Annotated in this window: 15 protein-coding genes; 9 read left to right on the forward strand and 6 right to left on the reverse strand. The window is 68.5% G+C overall.

Going from position 1 to position 15209, the window contains the following annotated elements; all coding sequences use genetic code 11:
- Positions 1-77 precede the first annotated feature (77 nt).
- Positions 78-1721: an IS1634 family transposase gene (locus FEZ32_RS07190; protein WP_138680315.1), complete on the reverse strand. Its 1644-nt coding sequence runs from the start codon at positions 1719-1721 to the stop codon at positions 78-80.
- A gap of 404 nt (positions 1722-2125) precedes the next feature.
- Between FEZ32_RS07190 and FEZ32_RS13945 the strand changes: the two genes are divergently transcribed.
- The 3 genes from FEZ32_RS13945 (at position 2126) to FEZ32_RS07205 (ending at position 3282) form a co-directional block, all read left to right on the forward strand.
- Entirely contained in the window at positions 2126-2548 is a 423-nt protein-coding gene (locus tag FEZ32_RS13945; RefSeq protein WP_244937824.1) for a hypothetical protein, read from the forward strand.
- A 178-nt stretch (positions 2549-2726) separates the two neighbouring features.
- Positions 2727-2954 carry a hypothetical protein gene (locus tag FEZ32_RS07200; RefSeq protein WP_028703985.1) on the forward strand — a complete coding sequence of 76 codons (228 nt, stop codon included), beginning with the start codon at positions 2727-2729 and terminating at the stop codon, positions 2952-2954.
- Complete coding sequence (locus FEZ32_RS07205; protein ID WP_097828426.1) at positions 2947-3282, forward strand: type II toxin-antitoxin system PemK/MazF family toxin; 336 nt, start codon at positions 2947-2949, stop codon at positions 3280-3282. Before FEZ32_RS07200 ends, FEZ32_RS07205 begins: the two co-directional genes overlap by 8 nt.
- Positions 3283-3416: 134 nt before the next feature.
- On the opposite strand, the gene FEZ32_RS07210 is transcribed toward FEZ32_RS07205, so the two are convergent.
- On the reverse strand, positions 3417-3605 hold the full coding sequence (locus FEZ32_RS07210; RefSeq protein ID WP_084149559.1) for a hypothetical protein: 189 nt from the start codon (positions 3603-3605) through the stop codon (positions 3417-3419).
- A 110-nt stretch (positions 3606-3715) separates the two neighbouring features.
- Here FEZ32_RS07210 and FEZ32_RS07215 point away from each other — a divergent pair, with 110 nt between their 5' ends.
- Positions 3716-5335, forward strand: coding sequence for an FAD-dependent oxidoreductase (locus FEZ32_RS07215; RefSeq protein WP_138680316.1), 1620 nt, complete (start codon positions 3716-3718; stop codon positions 5333-5335).
- 31 nt (positions 5336-5366) lie between these two features.
- On the opposite strand, the gene FEZ32_RS07220 is transcribed toward FEZ32_RS07215, so the two are convergent.
- Positions 5367-5630 carry a metal-sensitive transcriptional regulator gene (locus FEZ32_RS07220; protein ID WP_028703982.1) on the reverse strand — a complete coding sequence of 88 codons (264 nt, stop codon included), beginning with the start codon at positions 5628-5630 and terminating at the stop codon, positions 5367-5369.
- 162 nt (positions 5631-5792) lie between these two features.
- On the opposite strand from FEZ32_RS07220, the gene FEZ32_RS07225 reads away from it, so the two are divergent.
- The 3 genes from FEZ32_RS07225 (at position 5793) to FEZ32_RS07235 (ending at position 8756) form a co-directional block, all read left to right on the forward strand.
- Positions 5793-6404 carry a DUF3151 domain-containing protein gene (locus tag FEZ32_RS07225; RefSeq protein ID WP_097798355.1) on the forward strand — a complete coding sequence of 204 codons (612 nt, stop codon included), beginning with the start codon at positions 5793-5795 and terminating at the stop codon, positions 6402-6404.
- Positions 6405-6432: 28 nt separating this feature from the next.
- Positions 6433-7278, forward strand: coding sequence for a GNAT family N-acetyltransferase (locus FEZ32_RS07230; RefSeq protein ID WP_036982728.1), 846 nt, complete (start codon positions 6433-6435; stop codon positions 7276-7278).
- 191 nt (positions 7279-7469) lie between these two features.
- Positions 7470-8756, forward strand: coding sequence for an adenylosuccinate synthase (locus FEZ32_RS07235; RefSeq protein WP_028703981.1), 1287 nt, complete (start codon positions 7470-7472; stop codon positions 8754-8756).
- Here the strand turns inward: FEZ32_RS07235 and FEZ32_RS07240 are convergent.
- Complete coding sequence (locus FEZ32_RS07240) at positions 8737-9705, reverse strand: DMT family transporter (protein ID WP_138680317.1); 969 nt, start codon at positions 9703-9705, stop codon at positions 8737-8739. The two genes, FEZ32_RS07235 and FEZ32_RS07240, sit on opposite strands and share 20 nt — an antisense overlap.
- A 123-nt stretch (positions 9706-9828) precedes the next feature.
- Between FEZ32_RS07240 and purD the strand changes: the two genes are divergently transcribed.
- Complete coding sequence (gene purD, locus FEZ32_RS07245; RefSeq protein ID WP_138680892.1) at positions 9829-11172, forward strand: phosphoribosylamine--glycine ligase; 1344 nt, start codon at positions 9829-9831, stop codon at positions 11170-11172.
- Between the two features lie 82 nt (positions 11173-11254).
- Positions 11255-12688 carry an adenylosuccinate lyase gene (purB, locus tag FEZ32_RS07250; protein WP_138680318.1) on the forward strand — a complete coding sequence of 478 codons (1434 nt, stop codon included), beginning with the start codon at positions 11255-11257 and terminating at the stop codon, positions 12686-12688.
- Here the strand turns inward: purB and FEZ32_RS07255 are convergent.
- Entirely contained in the window at positions 12676-13599 is a 924-nt protein-coding gene (locus tag FEZ32_RS07255; protein ID WP_097798359.1) for a hydrogen peroxide-inducible genes activator, read from the reverse strand. The genes purB and FEZ32_RS07255 overlap by 13 nt on opposite strands.
- A 17-nt stretch (positions 13600-13616) precedes the next feature.
- Positions 13617-15197 carry an alkyl hydroperoxide reductase subunit F gene (gene ahpF / locus FEZ32_RS07260; RefSeq protein WP_138680319.1) on the reverse strand — a complete coding sequence of 527 codons (1581 nt, stop codon included), beginning with the start codon at positions 15195-15197 and terminating at the stop codon, positions 13617-13619.
- Positions 15198-15209 lie beyond the last annotated feature (12 nt).

Here is a 15209-nt window from a genome sequence, read left to right on the forward strand (position 1 = left end):
GCGCTCAACCCGCTACACCCTCGTTCGTGAAGAGCCATTAAAGGATAGACGCAGTGCGCCTGACTTGTTGCATTGGCTTAGTGCCCCGCATCGGACTCGATCGCGTTGATGATGGCGCGGGCCTCGGGTGTGGTCTGGGGCTTGATGGTGTGAAGCGAGCCGTTGATCTCCAGGGTCGCTGAGCGTAGTGGGGCGAGGGTATGGACGATCCGTTTGACCGACAGGCCGGTGACCTGTCGTAGGTAACGCGAGACGGCCAGGGCGGCGAATGCCGTGGTCAGGTGGGCCTCGATGGAGTCAGAGAGCCGGTGGAAGATGGGCCGGGCCCGCAGGTCGGACTTGGCCATGCGGAAGGAGTCCTCGACGTGCCAGAGGTCGTGGTAGGCCCCGATCACCTGGACCGGAGTCATCACCGATACTGGAATATTGGTCACGTATCCCTTCAACCCGACCAGTTGGCGGGCCCGGTCGATCGCCTTGTGATCCAAGGACAAGCCGTTCGCCGATGCGCTGACGAACCGTGGCTTGCGGGCCGGTCTGTCACCGTCGACCACGGCTTTGGCGCGGTTCTCCTGAGCCGTCAATGTGGCCGAGTCCCGCACGGCCCGTTTGCGGGAGTACTGCCAGACCGCCCGCCAGCTATCGGTGGACCCGGCTGGATCCCAGACCGGCTCGGCCCGTCTGCTGCGAGGGTGGCAGGTCTTCCTCCTCGGGGTGCGGGGTGTGATCGTGTCGATGATCTGCCCGTCATCGAAGGCCGTGCCGTTCCAGTGGAAATGGCCGGCCAGGTCGCTGGGGGCCTTTACCGACCGGGATCCCACGATGAACCGCAGACCTGCACCGTCCAGGGCCTCCAGATTGGAGGCCGACAGCATGCCGGCGTCTGCGACCACCACCATGTCGGCGATCTCGTGGGCCGACCGGTAGGCCTCAACAATCGGGATCAGGGTCGTGGTCTCGGCCTTGTTGCCGGGAAAACAGCCAATCTGGAGGGGAAAGCCCCAGCGGTCCACGAGGAGCCCGACCACGATCTGGGGATCAACCCGGCGTTCCTTCGAATAGCCGACCTTGCGCAGACTGTCCTCGTTCTCAGCCTCGAAGTACAGGGTGGTCACGTCATAGAGCACCAGAGTCACCTCCCCGCCACCGGCCGAGTACCGGTGGCAGGCATCGGTGATCACGGCACGGTAGTCGCGGTCCTGGGCACGAGCCAGGTGCCGGTAGATCGTGGTGTGATGCGGCGGGTCCTGACCCACACCGGTCAGGACCCGCCCGACAGCCAGTTTCGAGGTGGGTTCGACGATCCGGGCCACAACGACCTGCTCGAACACCTGATCGGCAACCGCGTCGAGTCCCAGGCGGCGATAGGCCCTGTCCAGCACAGACCACAACAGGTCCGAGGCCGTCGAGACGACCTGCGCAGGCCTGGCAAGCGCTGAACTCTCATGGCGTCCAGAGTCCTCACCGGTCAACCTGTCCTGGACCACGGGCTCGGTGAACGACTCCTCGACCGCAACCGGGATCTCCACGCCCAGGTCCAAGGGCTCCTGGCCGCTCAACTGCTCGATCCTGGCCCGGGCAGTGGTCCTGAGTACCGCCAGTTCCTCGTCACTGTGAGCCGAGCCCACATGCTCCACGATGATGCGCCTGCCCCGTCGCTTCTCAGCGATCTGGACCGCCACCGCACCCGAACCCGTGCGGACCGTCCGGACATAGGTCATGACCCCCACAATACGGGTCCCCAGGACCGTCTTAGTGCCCCAAAACAGCCACGATCGAACACGAAACCCGTAGCCAGACCAACACACCCGACCGAACCCCGAAAAACTGCATCAAGTCAGGTTAAAGGATAGACGCAGTGCGTATGTCAATAGATTTGTAGATGTGTCAGGAGTCTCTTCCGGAGGGGGCGGGATGCAAGCATATAGTACGGGCCCTTGTCCAATTTCACGCACCTTCAGTCGAGTCGTTGACAAGCGTGTATGTGAGCCAAATCAGGGTCACCAGGTCTAGGCTTTAGTCTTCGATGTAGCCGCGAATAATCAGAATCGAAAGATCCCGGAGTATCCGAAATAGTTGCTCGCACCTGTGGACAGCACGGTGCAATCTACCGTATCATTGTTCCATGATCGAAGTCACCGCCGACGAGATGACCTTTCTGATGAACTGGAAGAAGCAGCCCGACACGTTCATCCTCCCACGAATGAAATCCGAAGCGATCCTCTACGTCTTCGAAGACGCCGATATCACCATCGTCGCGAAACTCATCGACCGCTCGGTCAAAATCGTCAAAGGCTGGATCGCCGACACCGCCTACATCGGCACCGGTGCGATCACACCGATCGAGAAGACCCCAGGAAGCGACCGACTGGACTGGGAGAAGAAGTTCAACCACGACGTGTCCGGCTTCCGCTCCAGGATCGAATACATCGTCGGACACCTGAAGAACTGGAAGATCCTCACGAAAGGATACCGAGGCCGCCTGGCAGAATTCCCCACAATCATCAGAATTGTCACGAGACCTGAACTCTGCAGAATCGGCTGGTAGCCACTGATGAATAACTTCCTCAGTTCTGTGCTCGCGCTCTCTGGGGGTTGATGTGTACGCCACGATCCGCGAAGCTGGGCTGCATCCCATCACGGTGGGGCTGCTGTGGCTCTCGACCGTCGGGCCGCGACGAGCCGGGCCGGCTCACGGGGGGTATGACCGCGGGTATCCTCGTGGTATGACACTCACCACGATCAAGGTCAGTCCCGAGGTTCGCGACCTGCTCAAGGAGCAGGCCGCCGCGGAGCACCGCACCTTGGGTGAGCATCTCCGGTATCTCGCCTCACTGGCCGACAAGCAGAAGCGGTTCGAGCGGCTGAGGGCCGAGATCGACGCGACGCCGGCCAAGGATCTCGCCTCATACCGGCAGGAGACTGCCTGGTGGGAGTCGGCCCAGGATGCCTGACCTCAGCCCCGGTGACATCGTCTGGGTCTTCCTCGATCCGGTCGTCGGGCGGGAGCAGAGCGGACGGCGCCCCGCGGTGGTCGTCTCCTCGCGCGGACATCTCCTGATCGCCGACACGCTCGTGATCGTGGTGCCGGTCACATCCGTGGACCGCGGATGGTCGAATCACATCCCGCTGCGGCCCGATGCCCTGCAATGCCGGTCATGGGCCATGACTGAGCAGCTGCGCACCATCTCGCGGGAGCACGTGGTCGGCCGTGCGGGCCGGGTCGATCCGGCGACGCTGGCCGAGATCCGCAGGTGGATCACTGATTTCGTCGACGAGTAGACGCTCATCATCCAGAGGGCCGGTCCGCGTGATCCAGCATGAGTTCAGTCGATCAACTGTGGTGGTCTGTCGTGTGAACTCGCACCGCAATTGGTCAGACTCTGTCCGCACCCCCAGCGACCTCGATCCCGGGATCAGCGCCCGAAGAGTCGCGCGAAGGGGTTTGAGGGCCGGGCCCTGCGCGCCGCCCGGATCTCGGCCTCGGTGTGCTTCCCGCCGCACCACTGCGAAGCGGGAACGCCCGCCTTCACCTGATCGATGTGTTGGCCGCATCCGGCCCAGGTGGTCTTTCCGCAGACCTTGCAGGTGACTGCTCTACACATGATGTCGCTCCTCGTGCTCGTGGCCCTGGTGCTCAGTGGCTCTCGTACTCCCGTTCCGGGGAGCCGTTGACGATGGACAGCATATACCCCTGGGGGTATCATTTCTCGTCATGAGGATCGTCATCATCGGCGGAGTCGCCGCCGGAATGTCCGCCGCCACCCGTCTGCGCCGTCTCCAGGAGGACGCCGAGATCATCGTCGTCGAGCGCGGCGAGCACGTCTCCTTCGCCAACTGCGGGCTGCCCTATCACCTGGGTGGAGTCATTGAGAACCGCTCGGCACTCCTGCTCCAGACTCCGGAGTCCCTCGCCGCCAGATTCCGTATCGATGTGCGCGTTCGCACCGAAGCTCGCGCCATCCACCCCGCCGAGCGCACCGTCGAGCTGCGACTGCCTGACGGCACAGTTGAATCTTTGGGATACGACGAGCTCGTCCTCACCCCTGGTGCCGCGCCCGTCCGCCCGCCCATCCCCGGCATCGAGCATGCCCTGACGCTGCGCGACGTCACCGACCTCGACCAGATCATCGACGCCGCAGAGGACGCCGCGGAGGCCGTCGTCATCGGAGCCGGGTTCATCGGTGTCGAGGTGGCCGAGAATCTGGTCGCCCGCGGCATCTCGGTCCATCTGGTCGAGGCCGCCGGCCATGTCATCGCACCCCTGGATCCCGAGATGGCCGAGCCCGTCCACTCCCGGTTGCGCGCCAACGGCGTGGACCTGAGGCTGCGCTCGACGGTGGTCGAGATCGGTGACGACGGCGTCACCCTCGATACCGGCGAGAAGCTGCCCGGCGCCCTCGTGCTCGCGGCCATCGGGGTGCGGCCGGAGTCGCGTCTGGCTGCCGGGGCGGGCCTGGAGATCACCGGATCCGGTGCCATTGCGGTCGACGATCGCTGGGCGACCTCCGACCCGCACATCCACGCCGCAGGAGACGCTGTGGCCAAGATCGATGCCATCACCGGCGACGACGTTCTCGTGCCCCTGGCCAACACCGCCAACCGTGACGGACGGCTGGTCGCCGATGTCATCTCCGGGCGCCCCGGGGTCGTGCGCCCGACCCTCGGTAGCGCCATCGTCGGGGTGTTCGGGCTCCAGGTCACGGTCACCGGCTGGAGCGAGACCCGGCTTCGGGCCGCCGGGCGGCCCGTGCGCGTCATCCACACCCATCCGGTGCACCACGCCGGCTACTACCCCGGCGCCGTCGGAATGCGTCTCAAACTCCTTGTCGACCCCGGGACCGACCGCATCCTCGGCGCCCAGGCGGTCGCCGATCAGGGGGCGGACAAACGGATCGACGTCATCGCCACGGCCATGGCAGGCGGGCTGAAGGCGTCGCAGCTCGCCGATCTGGAGCTGTGCTACGCGCCGCAGTTCGGCTCGGCCAAGGATCCGGTGAACTTCCTCGGCTGGGCCGACCAGAACCTCGCCGACGGCCTGGTCGACACCATCCAGTGGCACGAACTGGCCAGTGCGATGGCAGGCGGCGCCCGTGTGATCGACGTGAGAACCCCCGCAGAGCACGAGAAGGGGGCCATCCCCGGTTCGACGCTCATCCCTCTCGACGAGCTGCGCGAGCGCCTCGGCGACCTGCCTGACGGCGACCTCATCGTCCACTGCGCGGCCGGGTTGCGCAGCTACGTCGCCGCCCGGATCCTCACCCAGCACGGACGGCGGGCCCGCAGCCTGGACGGCGGCTTCGCCACCTGGGCCGACGGGACGGCGGGACGGTAGCCGTCGGGTGCTCGTCGCAGACTGGGTGCGCTCACGCCAGGGACAGGAAGAGTTTCTCCAGCCCGGCGAGGTCCTCCTCGCAGCCCTCGCCGCCGTTCGCGATGCAGCTGCGCACACCGGTGGACACCAGGGTGAAGCCGGCCCGGTTCACCGCCTTGCCGATCGCGGCGAGCTGGGTGACGATGTCGCGGCACTCCCGGCCGTCCTCGATCATCGCGATCACCCCGCCGATCTGGCCCTGGGCGCGGCGCAGCCGGGTGATCACGGGCTTGAGTTCCTCGGGGTCGAGTTTCATCGGATCTCCTCGTCAGCTGCGATGGCCGGGCGCCCTCGTCATCAATGGGGCCGGCCGGAATCGGGATGATGATACCCCGGGGGGTGTTTTGATGACTCCGGCCAGAGGTCGGGCCCGCGGACCAGCACGACGGCGGGCGGGCCGGAGCCCTAGGGTTGCACCATGGCAGAAGACCAGACGCATCAGAGTCTGTCGGCCGAGACGGAGCCGGCGACGCGGCTCCCCCCGGATCCGGCGATCGCCGAACTGGCAGACCACGGCCGCAACGACTTCCTCTCCGTGGTGCGGGACTACCCCACCTCGGCGCTGTGCTGGGCGCTGCTCGCCGAGGGCGCCCTGATGGCCGGCACCGAGGAGGCCGACATCGCCGGATACGCGTATGCGCTGACCGGTTGCCACCACGGCATGGCGGCACTGCGCGCCGAGGGGTGGCAGGACGAGGGCACGGTCCCCTGGGACCACCTCACCAACCAGGGTCTCCTCCGGTGCGTGTGGGCGAGGTCCGTGGCCGCAGACCGGATCGGCCAGACCGAGGAGGCCCATCGCTGCGTGGAGTTCCTCCGTCGGTTCAGCGAGTCGGCATGGGAGGTTCTCCACACCACACTCGTGGTGGCAGACACCTCCGACACCGCCGATGCCCCCGACCATGCTGATACCCCGGACACTGCCGACGGCTCCGACAATGCCGATACCTCTGACAAGGCGCGCGAGTCGCGGGATGATGGGGGTCAGCCCGCCGCTGAACAGACGGTCGGCAGCACGGCTCAGGGCTGAGCCGGTGCCACAGGCCTCAGGAGGAGCCATGGTCGAGCACGTGGGGTTCCGGGATCTTAAGATCGACGACATCACCGGGATCGAGTTCGGGGAGCCCGGCAGCCTGGCCGGATGGCTCGACGATCCGAGCGCCAACGTCATGGTGGCCACCTGGCGCGGCCGCGTCGTCGGATACGCCGTCAGCTGGCTGGCGGCCGTTCACCGCACCCGCCGGTTCATCGACGTCGAGGTGGCTCCGGAGTCCCGCGGACGACGGATCGGGAGCCGGCTGGTCGAGAGGGTCAAGGAGAGGTCCGACCGTCCACTGGCCACCAAGACAGTCGAGGGATCGGACGCCGAGGGATTCATCCGCAGTCTCGGCGGCGTCCCCTACGCCATCTGCCCGCCGCTGGAGCTTCCCCGGCGTCAGTTCGGACGGGTTGTCGCGATGCTCGGCGGCCATCGCGACGTCGTGCCCGTATCGACCCTGTCCCCCGGGGAGGCCGAGCACCTGTGGGCGCAGATCTACCGGTGGGTCCACCAGGACTGGTCACCGGTCGACGACTCCGAGAAGGCGCGCGAAGTGCTTCGCTCGGAGGCCTCCGAGCTGGACCTGGACCACACCGCGATCGCGCTGGTGGACGGCCAGCCCGCCGCGGTGGCCTTCGTCTTCGACGACGAGGGGGCGCCGACGGTGTGCGCCGAGACCGTTACCCCGGACGCGCCCGACGGGGATCAGGCACTGGCCGCAGCGGTGGGTCGGGTGGTGGCCGACGCCCGAGACCGCGGCTGCCGAAGGCTGCAGTTCGACGGCCACGAGGCCGATCCGCACTTCGGCCCACTGGCCCATCGCCTGCCGCTGGAGGGCTCCCGGCTGCTTCTGCTGGAGATCTGAACCGAGGTTGTGGGGAGCCGCTCCGCGGCACCGGGCAGAGCTGCCGGGGGCCTGCGGTCGAAGCCGTCCATCGCGGGAATGTGGGGTGGACGATCCCCTACAATGCCCATGTTGTGCCGTTGGCCGGTCGTCGGCCACGGACCGCAGGGATCGGCCTCCACCGCTCTGGACGGCCGAGGAAGCGAGTGAACATGCCTGGAATCGTCGTTGTCGGATCCCAGTGGGGGGACGAGGGGAAGGGCAAGGCCACCGACCAGCTCTCCGAGAGGGTGGACTACTGCGTCCGCTACTCCGGCGGCAACAATGCGGGCCACACCGTGGTCGTCAATGGTGACAAGTTCACCATGCACCTGCTGCCCTCCGGCATTCTCAACCCCAACTCCACCGCCGTGATCGGCAACGGCGTCGTCATCGACCTCGAGGTGCTGCACCAGGAGCTCGACGAGCTCGCCGCCCGCGGCGTGACGATCCCGCACCCGCTGATCAGCGCCAACGCCCACATCATCACCCCGTACCACCAGGTGATGGACAGGGTCACCGAGCGCTTCCTCGGCAAGCGCAAGATCGGCACCACCGGCCGGGGAATCGGGCCGGCCTACTCCGACAAGATCAACCGGATCGGGATCAGGATCCAGGATCTCTTCGACGAGTCGATCCTGCGCCAGAAGGTCGAGGCGGCCCTGGAGCGCAAGAACCAGCAGCTGGTCAAGATCTACAACCACCGCGAGATCGACCCCGAGCAGGTCTCCGACATGCTGCTCGCCCACGCCGACCGGATCCGTCCGCACGTCGTCGACACCGCGCGGCTGCTCAACAAGGCCCTCGACGAGAAGAAGGTGGTCCTCTTCGAGGGGGCCCAGGCCCACCACCTGGACGTCGACTTCGGCACCTACCCCTACGTCACCTCCTCCAACCCGATCGCGGCGGGAGCCTGCACCGGATCGGGGGTCGGCCCCTCCCGGATCGACCGGGTGATCGGCATCGCCAAGGCCTACACCACCCGTGTCGGCGAGGGCCCCTTCCCCACCGAGCTGCTCGACGAGACCGGTGAGCGGCTGCGGACCGAGGGCGGCGAGTACGGCGTCACCACCGGGCGGCCGCGCCGCTGCGGCTGGTTCGACGCGCTGGTCGTCGAGCAGGCGGTGGTCGTCAACGCGATGACCGACATCTTCCTCACCAAGCTCGACGTCCTCACCGGCTGGGACAAGATCCCGGTCTGCGTGGCCTACGAGATCGACGGCGAGCGGTTCGAGACGATGCCCATGACCCAGTCCCAGCTGCACCACGCCAAGCCGGTCTACGAGTACCTGCCCGGCTGGACCGAGGACATCACCGGGGTGCGGGACTTCAGCGACCTGCCGGCCACCTGCCAGGCCTACGTCAAGCGCCTCGAGGAGCTCATCGGCTGCCGAATCTCGGGCATCGGGGTGGGCGCGGACCGCGACCAGTCGGTGATGATCAACGACCTGATCGACTGAGGTCCCGGATCCGCCGCCGGCCCGACGCGGACCGGCGGCGGGCCACCGACCTGCCCTGGGAGATCGCGCTCAGCACGATCCCGGCACCGACCAGGGACAGACCGATCCAGCCGGTCCCGGTGAGCTTCTCACCCAGGATCGAGGTCGCCAGCAGGGTCGCCGTCAGCGGCTCGGTGAGGGCGAGGGTGGTGGCGGCCGAGGCCGGCACGCGCCGCAGCCCGAAACCGAACAGCGTGTACCCCAGCGCCATCGGCACCACCGCCAGGTATGCCAGCACGGGCAGCCCGCCCGCCCCGATCAACGGCCCCGGACCGGCCAGCAGGAACCAGGGCACCAGGACCACCGAGGCCAGCGTGAACATCGCCGCCATCACGGTGCCGGAGTCGCGGCCGCCGGTGCCATTTCCCCCAGCTCCAGGATCGACGATCAGTCGCGACCCCGCCCAGGAGTAGAGCGCCCAGCCGAATCCCGCTGCCAGACCCAGAACGGCACCGGCCACCGGCCGGCTGGCCGGCGCCGAGCCGCCCGAGGACACCAGCAGACAGATCCCCGCCACCGGAACCGAGACGACACCCAGCCAGACCCACCCGGGCGGACGCCGGTCCACCACCATCTCGAGGACTCCGGCCCACACCGGTCCCGAGGCCAGCGCCAGGGCGTCCCCGGCCGCGACCCCGATGAGGTCCAAGGACCAGTAGTAGAAGCAGGCGTACCCCAGCACCCCGACGGCACCGACCGCCAGTAGCGGCAGTGCCCGGCGTTCGCGCAGCAGGGCGAGGGTGCGACGCGGTCGGGTCGACATCAGGATCAGACCGCCGAACCCGAAGGTCGACAGTCCGATCAGCATCGGGTCGGATCCCGGCGGGGCGTGGTGGGCCACGGTTCCGGTGGTGCCCCACAGCATGCCCGCCACCAGGACCGCCGCGACGTGGCTCAGGGAGCTCTGCACCCGGGCAGCGTACGGTACCCGGGCCGGCTGCCGGGCTGCCGGACATCAGCCGGGACGCCGGCCGCCCGACCCGTCAGGTCTGGTGCCGGGAGCGCCGTCCTCTAGTCTTGACCCGTGACCGAGATGACTGTCCTCGTCCTCGGCCAGGGTGGACGCGAGCACGCGATCGCCCTGGCCATCTCCCGCGATCCCGCGGTTGCGGCGGTGCACGTGGCCCCGGGCAATCCCGGGACGGCGTCCTTCGCCACCAATCATCCGGTCGACATCAACGATGCCGAGGCGGTCGTGGAGCTGAGCCGCCGGATCGGCGCGGACCTGGTCGTCATCGGACCGGAGGTGCCGCTGGTCGCCGGGGTGGCGGACGCCGTGCGCCAGGCCGGCATCGACTGCTTCGGCCCCGGCCTCGAGGCGGCACGCCTGGAGGGATCCAAGGCCTTCGCCAAGGAGGTGATGGCGGCCGCCAGGGTACCGACCGCCACCGCCGTCAGCTGCGTCAACCTCGACGAGGTGGCCGCCGCCCTGGACCGGTTCGGTGCCCCGCACGTGGTCAAGGACGACGGGCTGGCCGCCGGCAAGGGGGTCGTGGTGACCAGCGACCAGCAGGCCGCGCTGGACCATGCGGCGCACTGCCTGGACGCCGGTCACCGGGTCGTTGTCGAGGAGTTCCTCAAGGGGCCCGAGGTGAGCCTCTTCGCGATCTGCGACGGCCAGCTGGCACTGCCCCTCCAACCGGCCCAGGACTTCAAACGGGTCGGCAACGGCGGCACCGGGCCCAACACCGGTGGGATGGGCGCCTACACCCCGCTGCCATGGGCTCCCGACGACCTGGTCGAGCAGGTCGGCCGCGAGGTGATCCGCCCGACGCTGGCCGAGATGAGGCGTCGCGGGACGCCCTTCCAGGGGCTGCTCTACGTCGGCCTGGCACTGACCGCCGAGGGTCCCAAGGTGGTCGAGTTCAACGTCCGATTCGGTGACCCGGAGACCGAGCCGCTGCTGTCCCTGCTGACCTCCCCGCTGGCCCAGGTGATGCGGGCCGCCGCCAGGGGAGACCTGTCGGGGTTCGGAGGCCTGGAGTTCCGTCGCGGATTCGCCGTCGGCGTCGTCCTGGCCTCTCAGGGATACCCGGGCACCCCGACCACCGGGGGGCCGATCACCGGGGCCCAGGCCCCCGACGGAGGCCCCGACCCCGACGTCATCCATGCCGGGACGGCACTGGCCGCCGATGGCCGGCTGGTCTCGGCCGGCGGCCGGGTGCTGGTCGCCCTGGGCCACGGCGAGACGCTGACCGGGGCCCGCCAGGCCGCCTACGCACGTCTCGCGCGGATCGACCTGCCCGGAGGGTTCCACCGCGACGACATCGCCCTGACCGCCGCCGAGGAGGAGGCCTTCAACGCGATGTCGGAGCCCAACGGTCCCTCCGCCAAGGACTCCCGGGAGTCCCCGGAGGACGGCGGGAACCAGGGCTGACGGCCGTCCGCCGAGCCCTGCTCCCGCCGCCGTCGGCAGCCGTCCCTCGAATCTGTCCCTCAACCCTGTCAGGAGAGCGTCCGTGAGTGTGCCCAATGTCCTCGCCAACCGTTACGCCTCGGTCCAGATGCGCGAGATCTGGTCGCCGGAGAACAAGATCAAGGCCGAGCGCCGGCTGTGGATCGCGGTGCTGGCCGAGCAGATCGCACTGGGCGTCCCGCTCGGGGGAGAGGATCCCGAGCAGGTGCTCGCCGACTACCGGCGGGTCGTCGACGTCATCGATCTGGACTCCATCGCGGCCCGTGAGCGGATCACCCGCCACGACGTCAAGGCCCGTATCGAGGAGTTCAACGCGCTGGCCGGCCACGAGCAGATCCACAAGGGGATGACCAGTCGGGACCTCACCGAGAACATCGAGCAGCACCAGGTGCTGGTCTCTCTCACCCTCATCCGCGACCGGATGGTCGCCGCGCTGTCCCAGCTGGCCCGGCTCGCCGCGCAGTACTCCGACCAGCCGATCGCCGGCCGCTCCCACAACGTCGCGGCCCAGGTCACCACCCTCGGCAAGCGGTTCGCCAACATCATCGACGAGATGCTGGTGGCCTACCGGCGCGTCGAGGAGCTCATCGAACGCTACCCGGCCCGCGGCATCAAGGGGCCGATGGGCACCGCTCAGGACATGCTCGACCTGCTCGGAGGCGACGCCGCCAAGCTGGCCACCCTGGAGCGCACCATCGTCGAGCACCTCGGCTTCCACCACGTGCTCACCTCCACCGGCCAGATCTACCCGCGCTCGCTGGACTTCGAGGTGGTCTCGGCCCTGGTCCAGGTGGCCTGCGGGCCCTCCGATCTGGCCACCGCGATCCGCCTGATGGCCGGCAACGAGCTGGTCACCGAGGGATTCAAGCCCGGCCAGGTGGGCTCCTCGGCGATGCCGCACAAGATGAACGCGCGCTCCTGCGAGCGGGTCAACGGCTTCCTCATGGTGCTGCGCGGCTACCTCACGATGACCACCGGGCTGGCCGGGGTGCAGTGGAACGAGGGGGACGTCTCCTGCTCGGTGGTGCGCCGGGTCGCGCTGCCGGACGCCTTCTACGCCGTCGACGGGATGTTCGAGACCTTCCTCACCATTCTCACCGACTTCGGCGCCTTCCCCGCCGTCATCGAGGCCGAGCTCCAGCGCTACCTGCCCTTCCTCACCACCACCAAGGTGCTGATGGCGTGCGTGCGCGCCGGGGTGGGGCGGGAGGATGCCCACGAGGCGATCAAGGAGAACGCCGTCTCGCTGGCCCTCCAGATGCGAGAGACCGGCAGCACCCACAACGATCTGTTCGACCGGCTGGCCGCCGACGACCGGATCCCGCTGAGTTCCTCCGAGCTGGCCGACCTGGTGACCTCCCCGATCGAGCTGACCGGGGCCGCCCGCTCCCAGGTCGCCGCCCTGGTGGGGCAGGTGGAGGCGATTGTCGCCGATCATCCCGAGGCGGCCCGGTATCTGCCCGGTCAGGTGCTGTAGCAGAGGCTCTCGAGGGGTTCGACCAGGCCGCCGGGCAGGTCGCGCAGCACCGCGACCAGCGCCCGCACGGCGCGCCGCTCCAGCACGGCGGCCCGCCCGCACACCACCACGTCGCGATGGGGCCGGGGCTTGGTGAACTCGCGCAGTGCGATCCGGGGATCGGGGGCCATCGGGGGGCTCACCGCCATCCGGGGCATCAGGGTCCGCCCGGAACCGGCCGCCACCAGCTGGGACAGGGTCGCCACCGACCCGGGTTGGATATCCTTGCGGACCCCGGAACCCGAGTCCGCGCACACCTCGAGGACCTGGTCGCGCAGGCAGTGACCCTCCGACATGAGGATCAGATCGGTGCCGCGCAGAGCAGCCGGGTCCACCGGGCCCGGGTCGGTTCCCAGCGGGTCATCGGCCGGGGTGGCCAGCAGGAACTCCTCGCGGAAGACAGGCACCGAACTCAACTTGGCGGGTACCGCGGAGGCCAGCAGAGCGACGTCGATCTCGCCGGAGTCCAGCAGTCCCAGCAGGGTGGCCGACTTCTCCTCGACCACCGACAGGTCCACCCCCGGCGCATCATGGTCCAACCCGGCCAACAGGTGCGGCAGCAGGTAGGCCGCCAGGGTCGGGAAGATCCCGATCCGCACGGTTCCGGTGACCGGTCCCTCCTGGTCACGACCCGCCCAGGAGATGTCCTCGGCCAGGGAGAGCATCTGGCGGGCCGGACCGATCACCCGGCGCCCCAGCTCGGTGAGCTCGATCCGCGGTTCACGCACCACCAGGGGCCCGCCGAGCTCCTCCTCGAAACGGCGCAGCTGGGCCGACAGGGTCGGCTGGCTCACCCCGCACCTGGCCGCGGCCCGGCCGAAATGACGCTCATCGGCCAGCGCGACCAGGTACTCCACCCACCGCAGATTCATGACTCCTGGAACCGCCCTCAGGACGCCTTGGCCAAGGTCTTGGCGGCTCCGGCGGAGCGGATGATGTGATCGAAGGCGCCCAGTGCCGCGGTGGCACCCGATCCCATCGAGATGATGATCTGCTTGAAGGGCTGGGTGGTGCAGTCACCGGCGGCGAAGACACCGGGCACCGAGGTGGCGCCGCGGGTGTTGACGACGATCTCGCCGCGCTTGGTGAGGTTGACCGCACCCTCGAGCCACTCGGTGTTGGGCAGCAGTCCGATCTGGACGAAGATTCCGCGCACCGGCACGGTGTGCAGCTCGCCGGTGCCGCGGTCGCGGTACTCCAGACCGGTGACGTGCGAGCCGTCGCCGACCACCTGGGTCGACTGGGCCGAGGTGATGACGTCGACATTGGGCAGCGACTCCAGGGTCGACAGCAGCACGGCGTCGGCCTTGAGAGAGTCCATGAACTCGAGGACGGTGACATGACCGGTGACACCGGCCAGGTCGATGGCCGCCTCGATACCGGAGTTGCCGCCGCCGACCACCGCGACGTCCTGACCCTTGAACAGCGGGCCGTCGCAGTGCGGGCAGTAGGTGACACCCTTGGTCTTGTACTCCTGCTCGCCGGGCACCCCCAGCTGACGCCAGCGGGCGCCGGTGGCCAGCACCACGGCCTTGGCGCGCAGCACCCCGTCGGAGAACCGGACGCCGGTCAGGCCGTCCTCCCCGGCCGGGATGAGCTCGGTGGCGTGCTGACGCTCGATGGCGTCGATCTGGTAGTCGCTGATGTGGGCGCTGAGCGAGGCGGCCAGCTTCGGGCCGGTGGTGTGCGGCACCGAGATGAGGTTCTCGATGGCGTCGGTGTCGAGCACCTGTCCGCCGATCCGCTCACCGGCCATCGCGGTGCGGATCCCCTTGCGGGCGGCGTAGACGGCGGCGGAGGCTCCGGCCGGGCCGGCACCCACCACCAGGACGTCGTAGGGCTCGCGCTGCGAGAGGTCCTCGGCGGCCTGCTCGGCAGCCGCGGAGTCCAGCTTGGCCAGGATGTCGGCCATCGTCATCCGGCCCGAACCCCACTCCTGACCGTCCAGGTAGATGGCCGGCACCGACTGGATGCCCTTGGCCTTGACCTCGGCGGCGAAGGCCCCGCCCTCCACCGCGGTGTGCCGGATGTTCGGGTTGGTGATGCTCATCGCGTTGAGGGCCTGGACCACCGTCGGGCAGTTCTGGCAGGTCAGCGACATGTAGGTGGTGAACTCGTGGTGGCCGGACAGGCCGCGGACGGCGTCCAGCAGGGCCGCGTCGGCCTTGACCGGAACCCCTCCGACCTGGAGCAGGGCCAGCACCAGGGAGTTGAACTCGTGGCCCATCGGCAGGCCCGCGAAGCGCACCGAGATGTCGGTGCCGGGGCGGGTGATGGCGAAGGAGGGGGTGCGGTCGCCGGCGATTGGGTCGGCGACGGTGACCCGCTCGCCGGCGGCCTCGATCTCACCGAGGAGCTCCATCATCTGCTCGGACCTCTTGTCGGTGCCGGGGGAGGGCACCAGGACGACCGGTTCGGTGGTCATCGCCAGGTAGGTCTTGAGCTGTTGGGTGAGGGCGGGATCGAGCATGGTGTTTCTCCT

This window comes from Acidipropionibacterium jensenii (assembly GCF_005890135.1).
Lineage (GTDB): Bacteria > Actinomycetota > Actinomycetes > Propionibacteriales > Propionibacteriaceae > Acidipropionibacterium > Acidipropionibacterium jensenii.

Bases quoted from the DNA above. Each gene is read 5' to 3' on its own strand.
- FEZ32_RS07190 (WP_138680315.1), bottom strand. From the start codon at position 1,721: ATGACCTATGTCCGGACGGTCCGCACGGGTTCGGGTGCGGTGGCGGTC.
- FEZ32_RS13945 (WP_244937824.1), top strand. From the start codon at position 2,126: ATGATCGAAGTCACCGCCGACGAGATGACCTTTCTGATGAACTGGAAG.
- FEZ32_RS07200 (WP_028703985.1), top strand. From the start codon at position 2,727: ATGACACTCACCACGATCAAGGTCAGTCCCGAGGTTCGCGACCTGCTC.
- FEZ32_RS07205 (WP_097828426.1), top strand. From the start codon at position 2,947: ATGCCTGACCTCAGCCCCGGTGACATCGTCTGGGTCTTCCTCGATCCG.
- FEZ32_RS07210 (WP_084149559.1), bottom strand. From the start codon at position 3,605: ATGTGTAGAGCAGTCACCTGCAAGGTCTGCGGAAAGACCACCTGGGCC.
- FEZ32_RS07215 (WP_138680316.1), top strand. From the start codon at position 3,716: ATGAGGATCGTCATCATCGGCGGAGTCGCCGCCGGAATGTCCGCCGCC.
- FEZ32_RS07220 (WP_028703982.1), bottom strand. From the start codon at position 5,630: ATGAAACTCGACCCCGAGGAACTCAAGCCCGTGATCACCCGGCTGCGC.
- FEZ32_RS07225 (WP_097798355.1), top strand. From the start codon at position 5,793: ATGGCAGAAGACCAGACGCATCAGAGTCTGTCGGCCGAGACGGAGCCG.
- FEZ32_RS07230 (WP_036982728.1), top strand. From the start codon at position 6,433: ATGGTCGAGCACGTGGGGTTCCGGGATCTTAAGATCGACGACATCACC.
- FEZ32_RS07235 (WP_028703981.1), top strand. From the start codon at position 7,470: ATGCCTGGAATCGTCGTTGTCGGATCCCAGTGGGGGGACGAGGGGAAG.
- purD (WP_138680892.1), top strand. From the start codon at position 9,829: ATGACTGTCCTCGTCCTCGGCCAGGGTGGACGCGAGCACGCGATCGCC.
- FEZ32_RS07255 (WP_097798359.1), bottom strand. From the start codon at position 13,599: ATGAATCTGCGGTGGGTGGAGTACCTGGTCGCGCTGGCCGATGAGCGT.
- ahpF (WP_138680319.1), bottom strand. From the start codon at position 15,197: ATGCTCGATCCCGCCCTCACCCAACAGCTCAAGACCTACCTGGCGATG.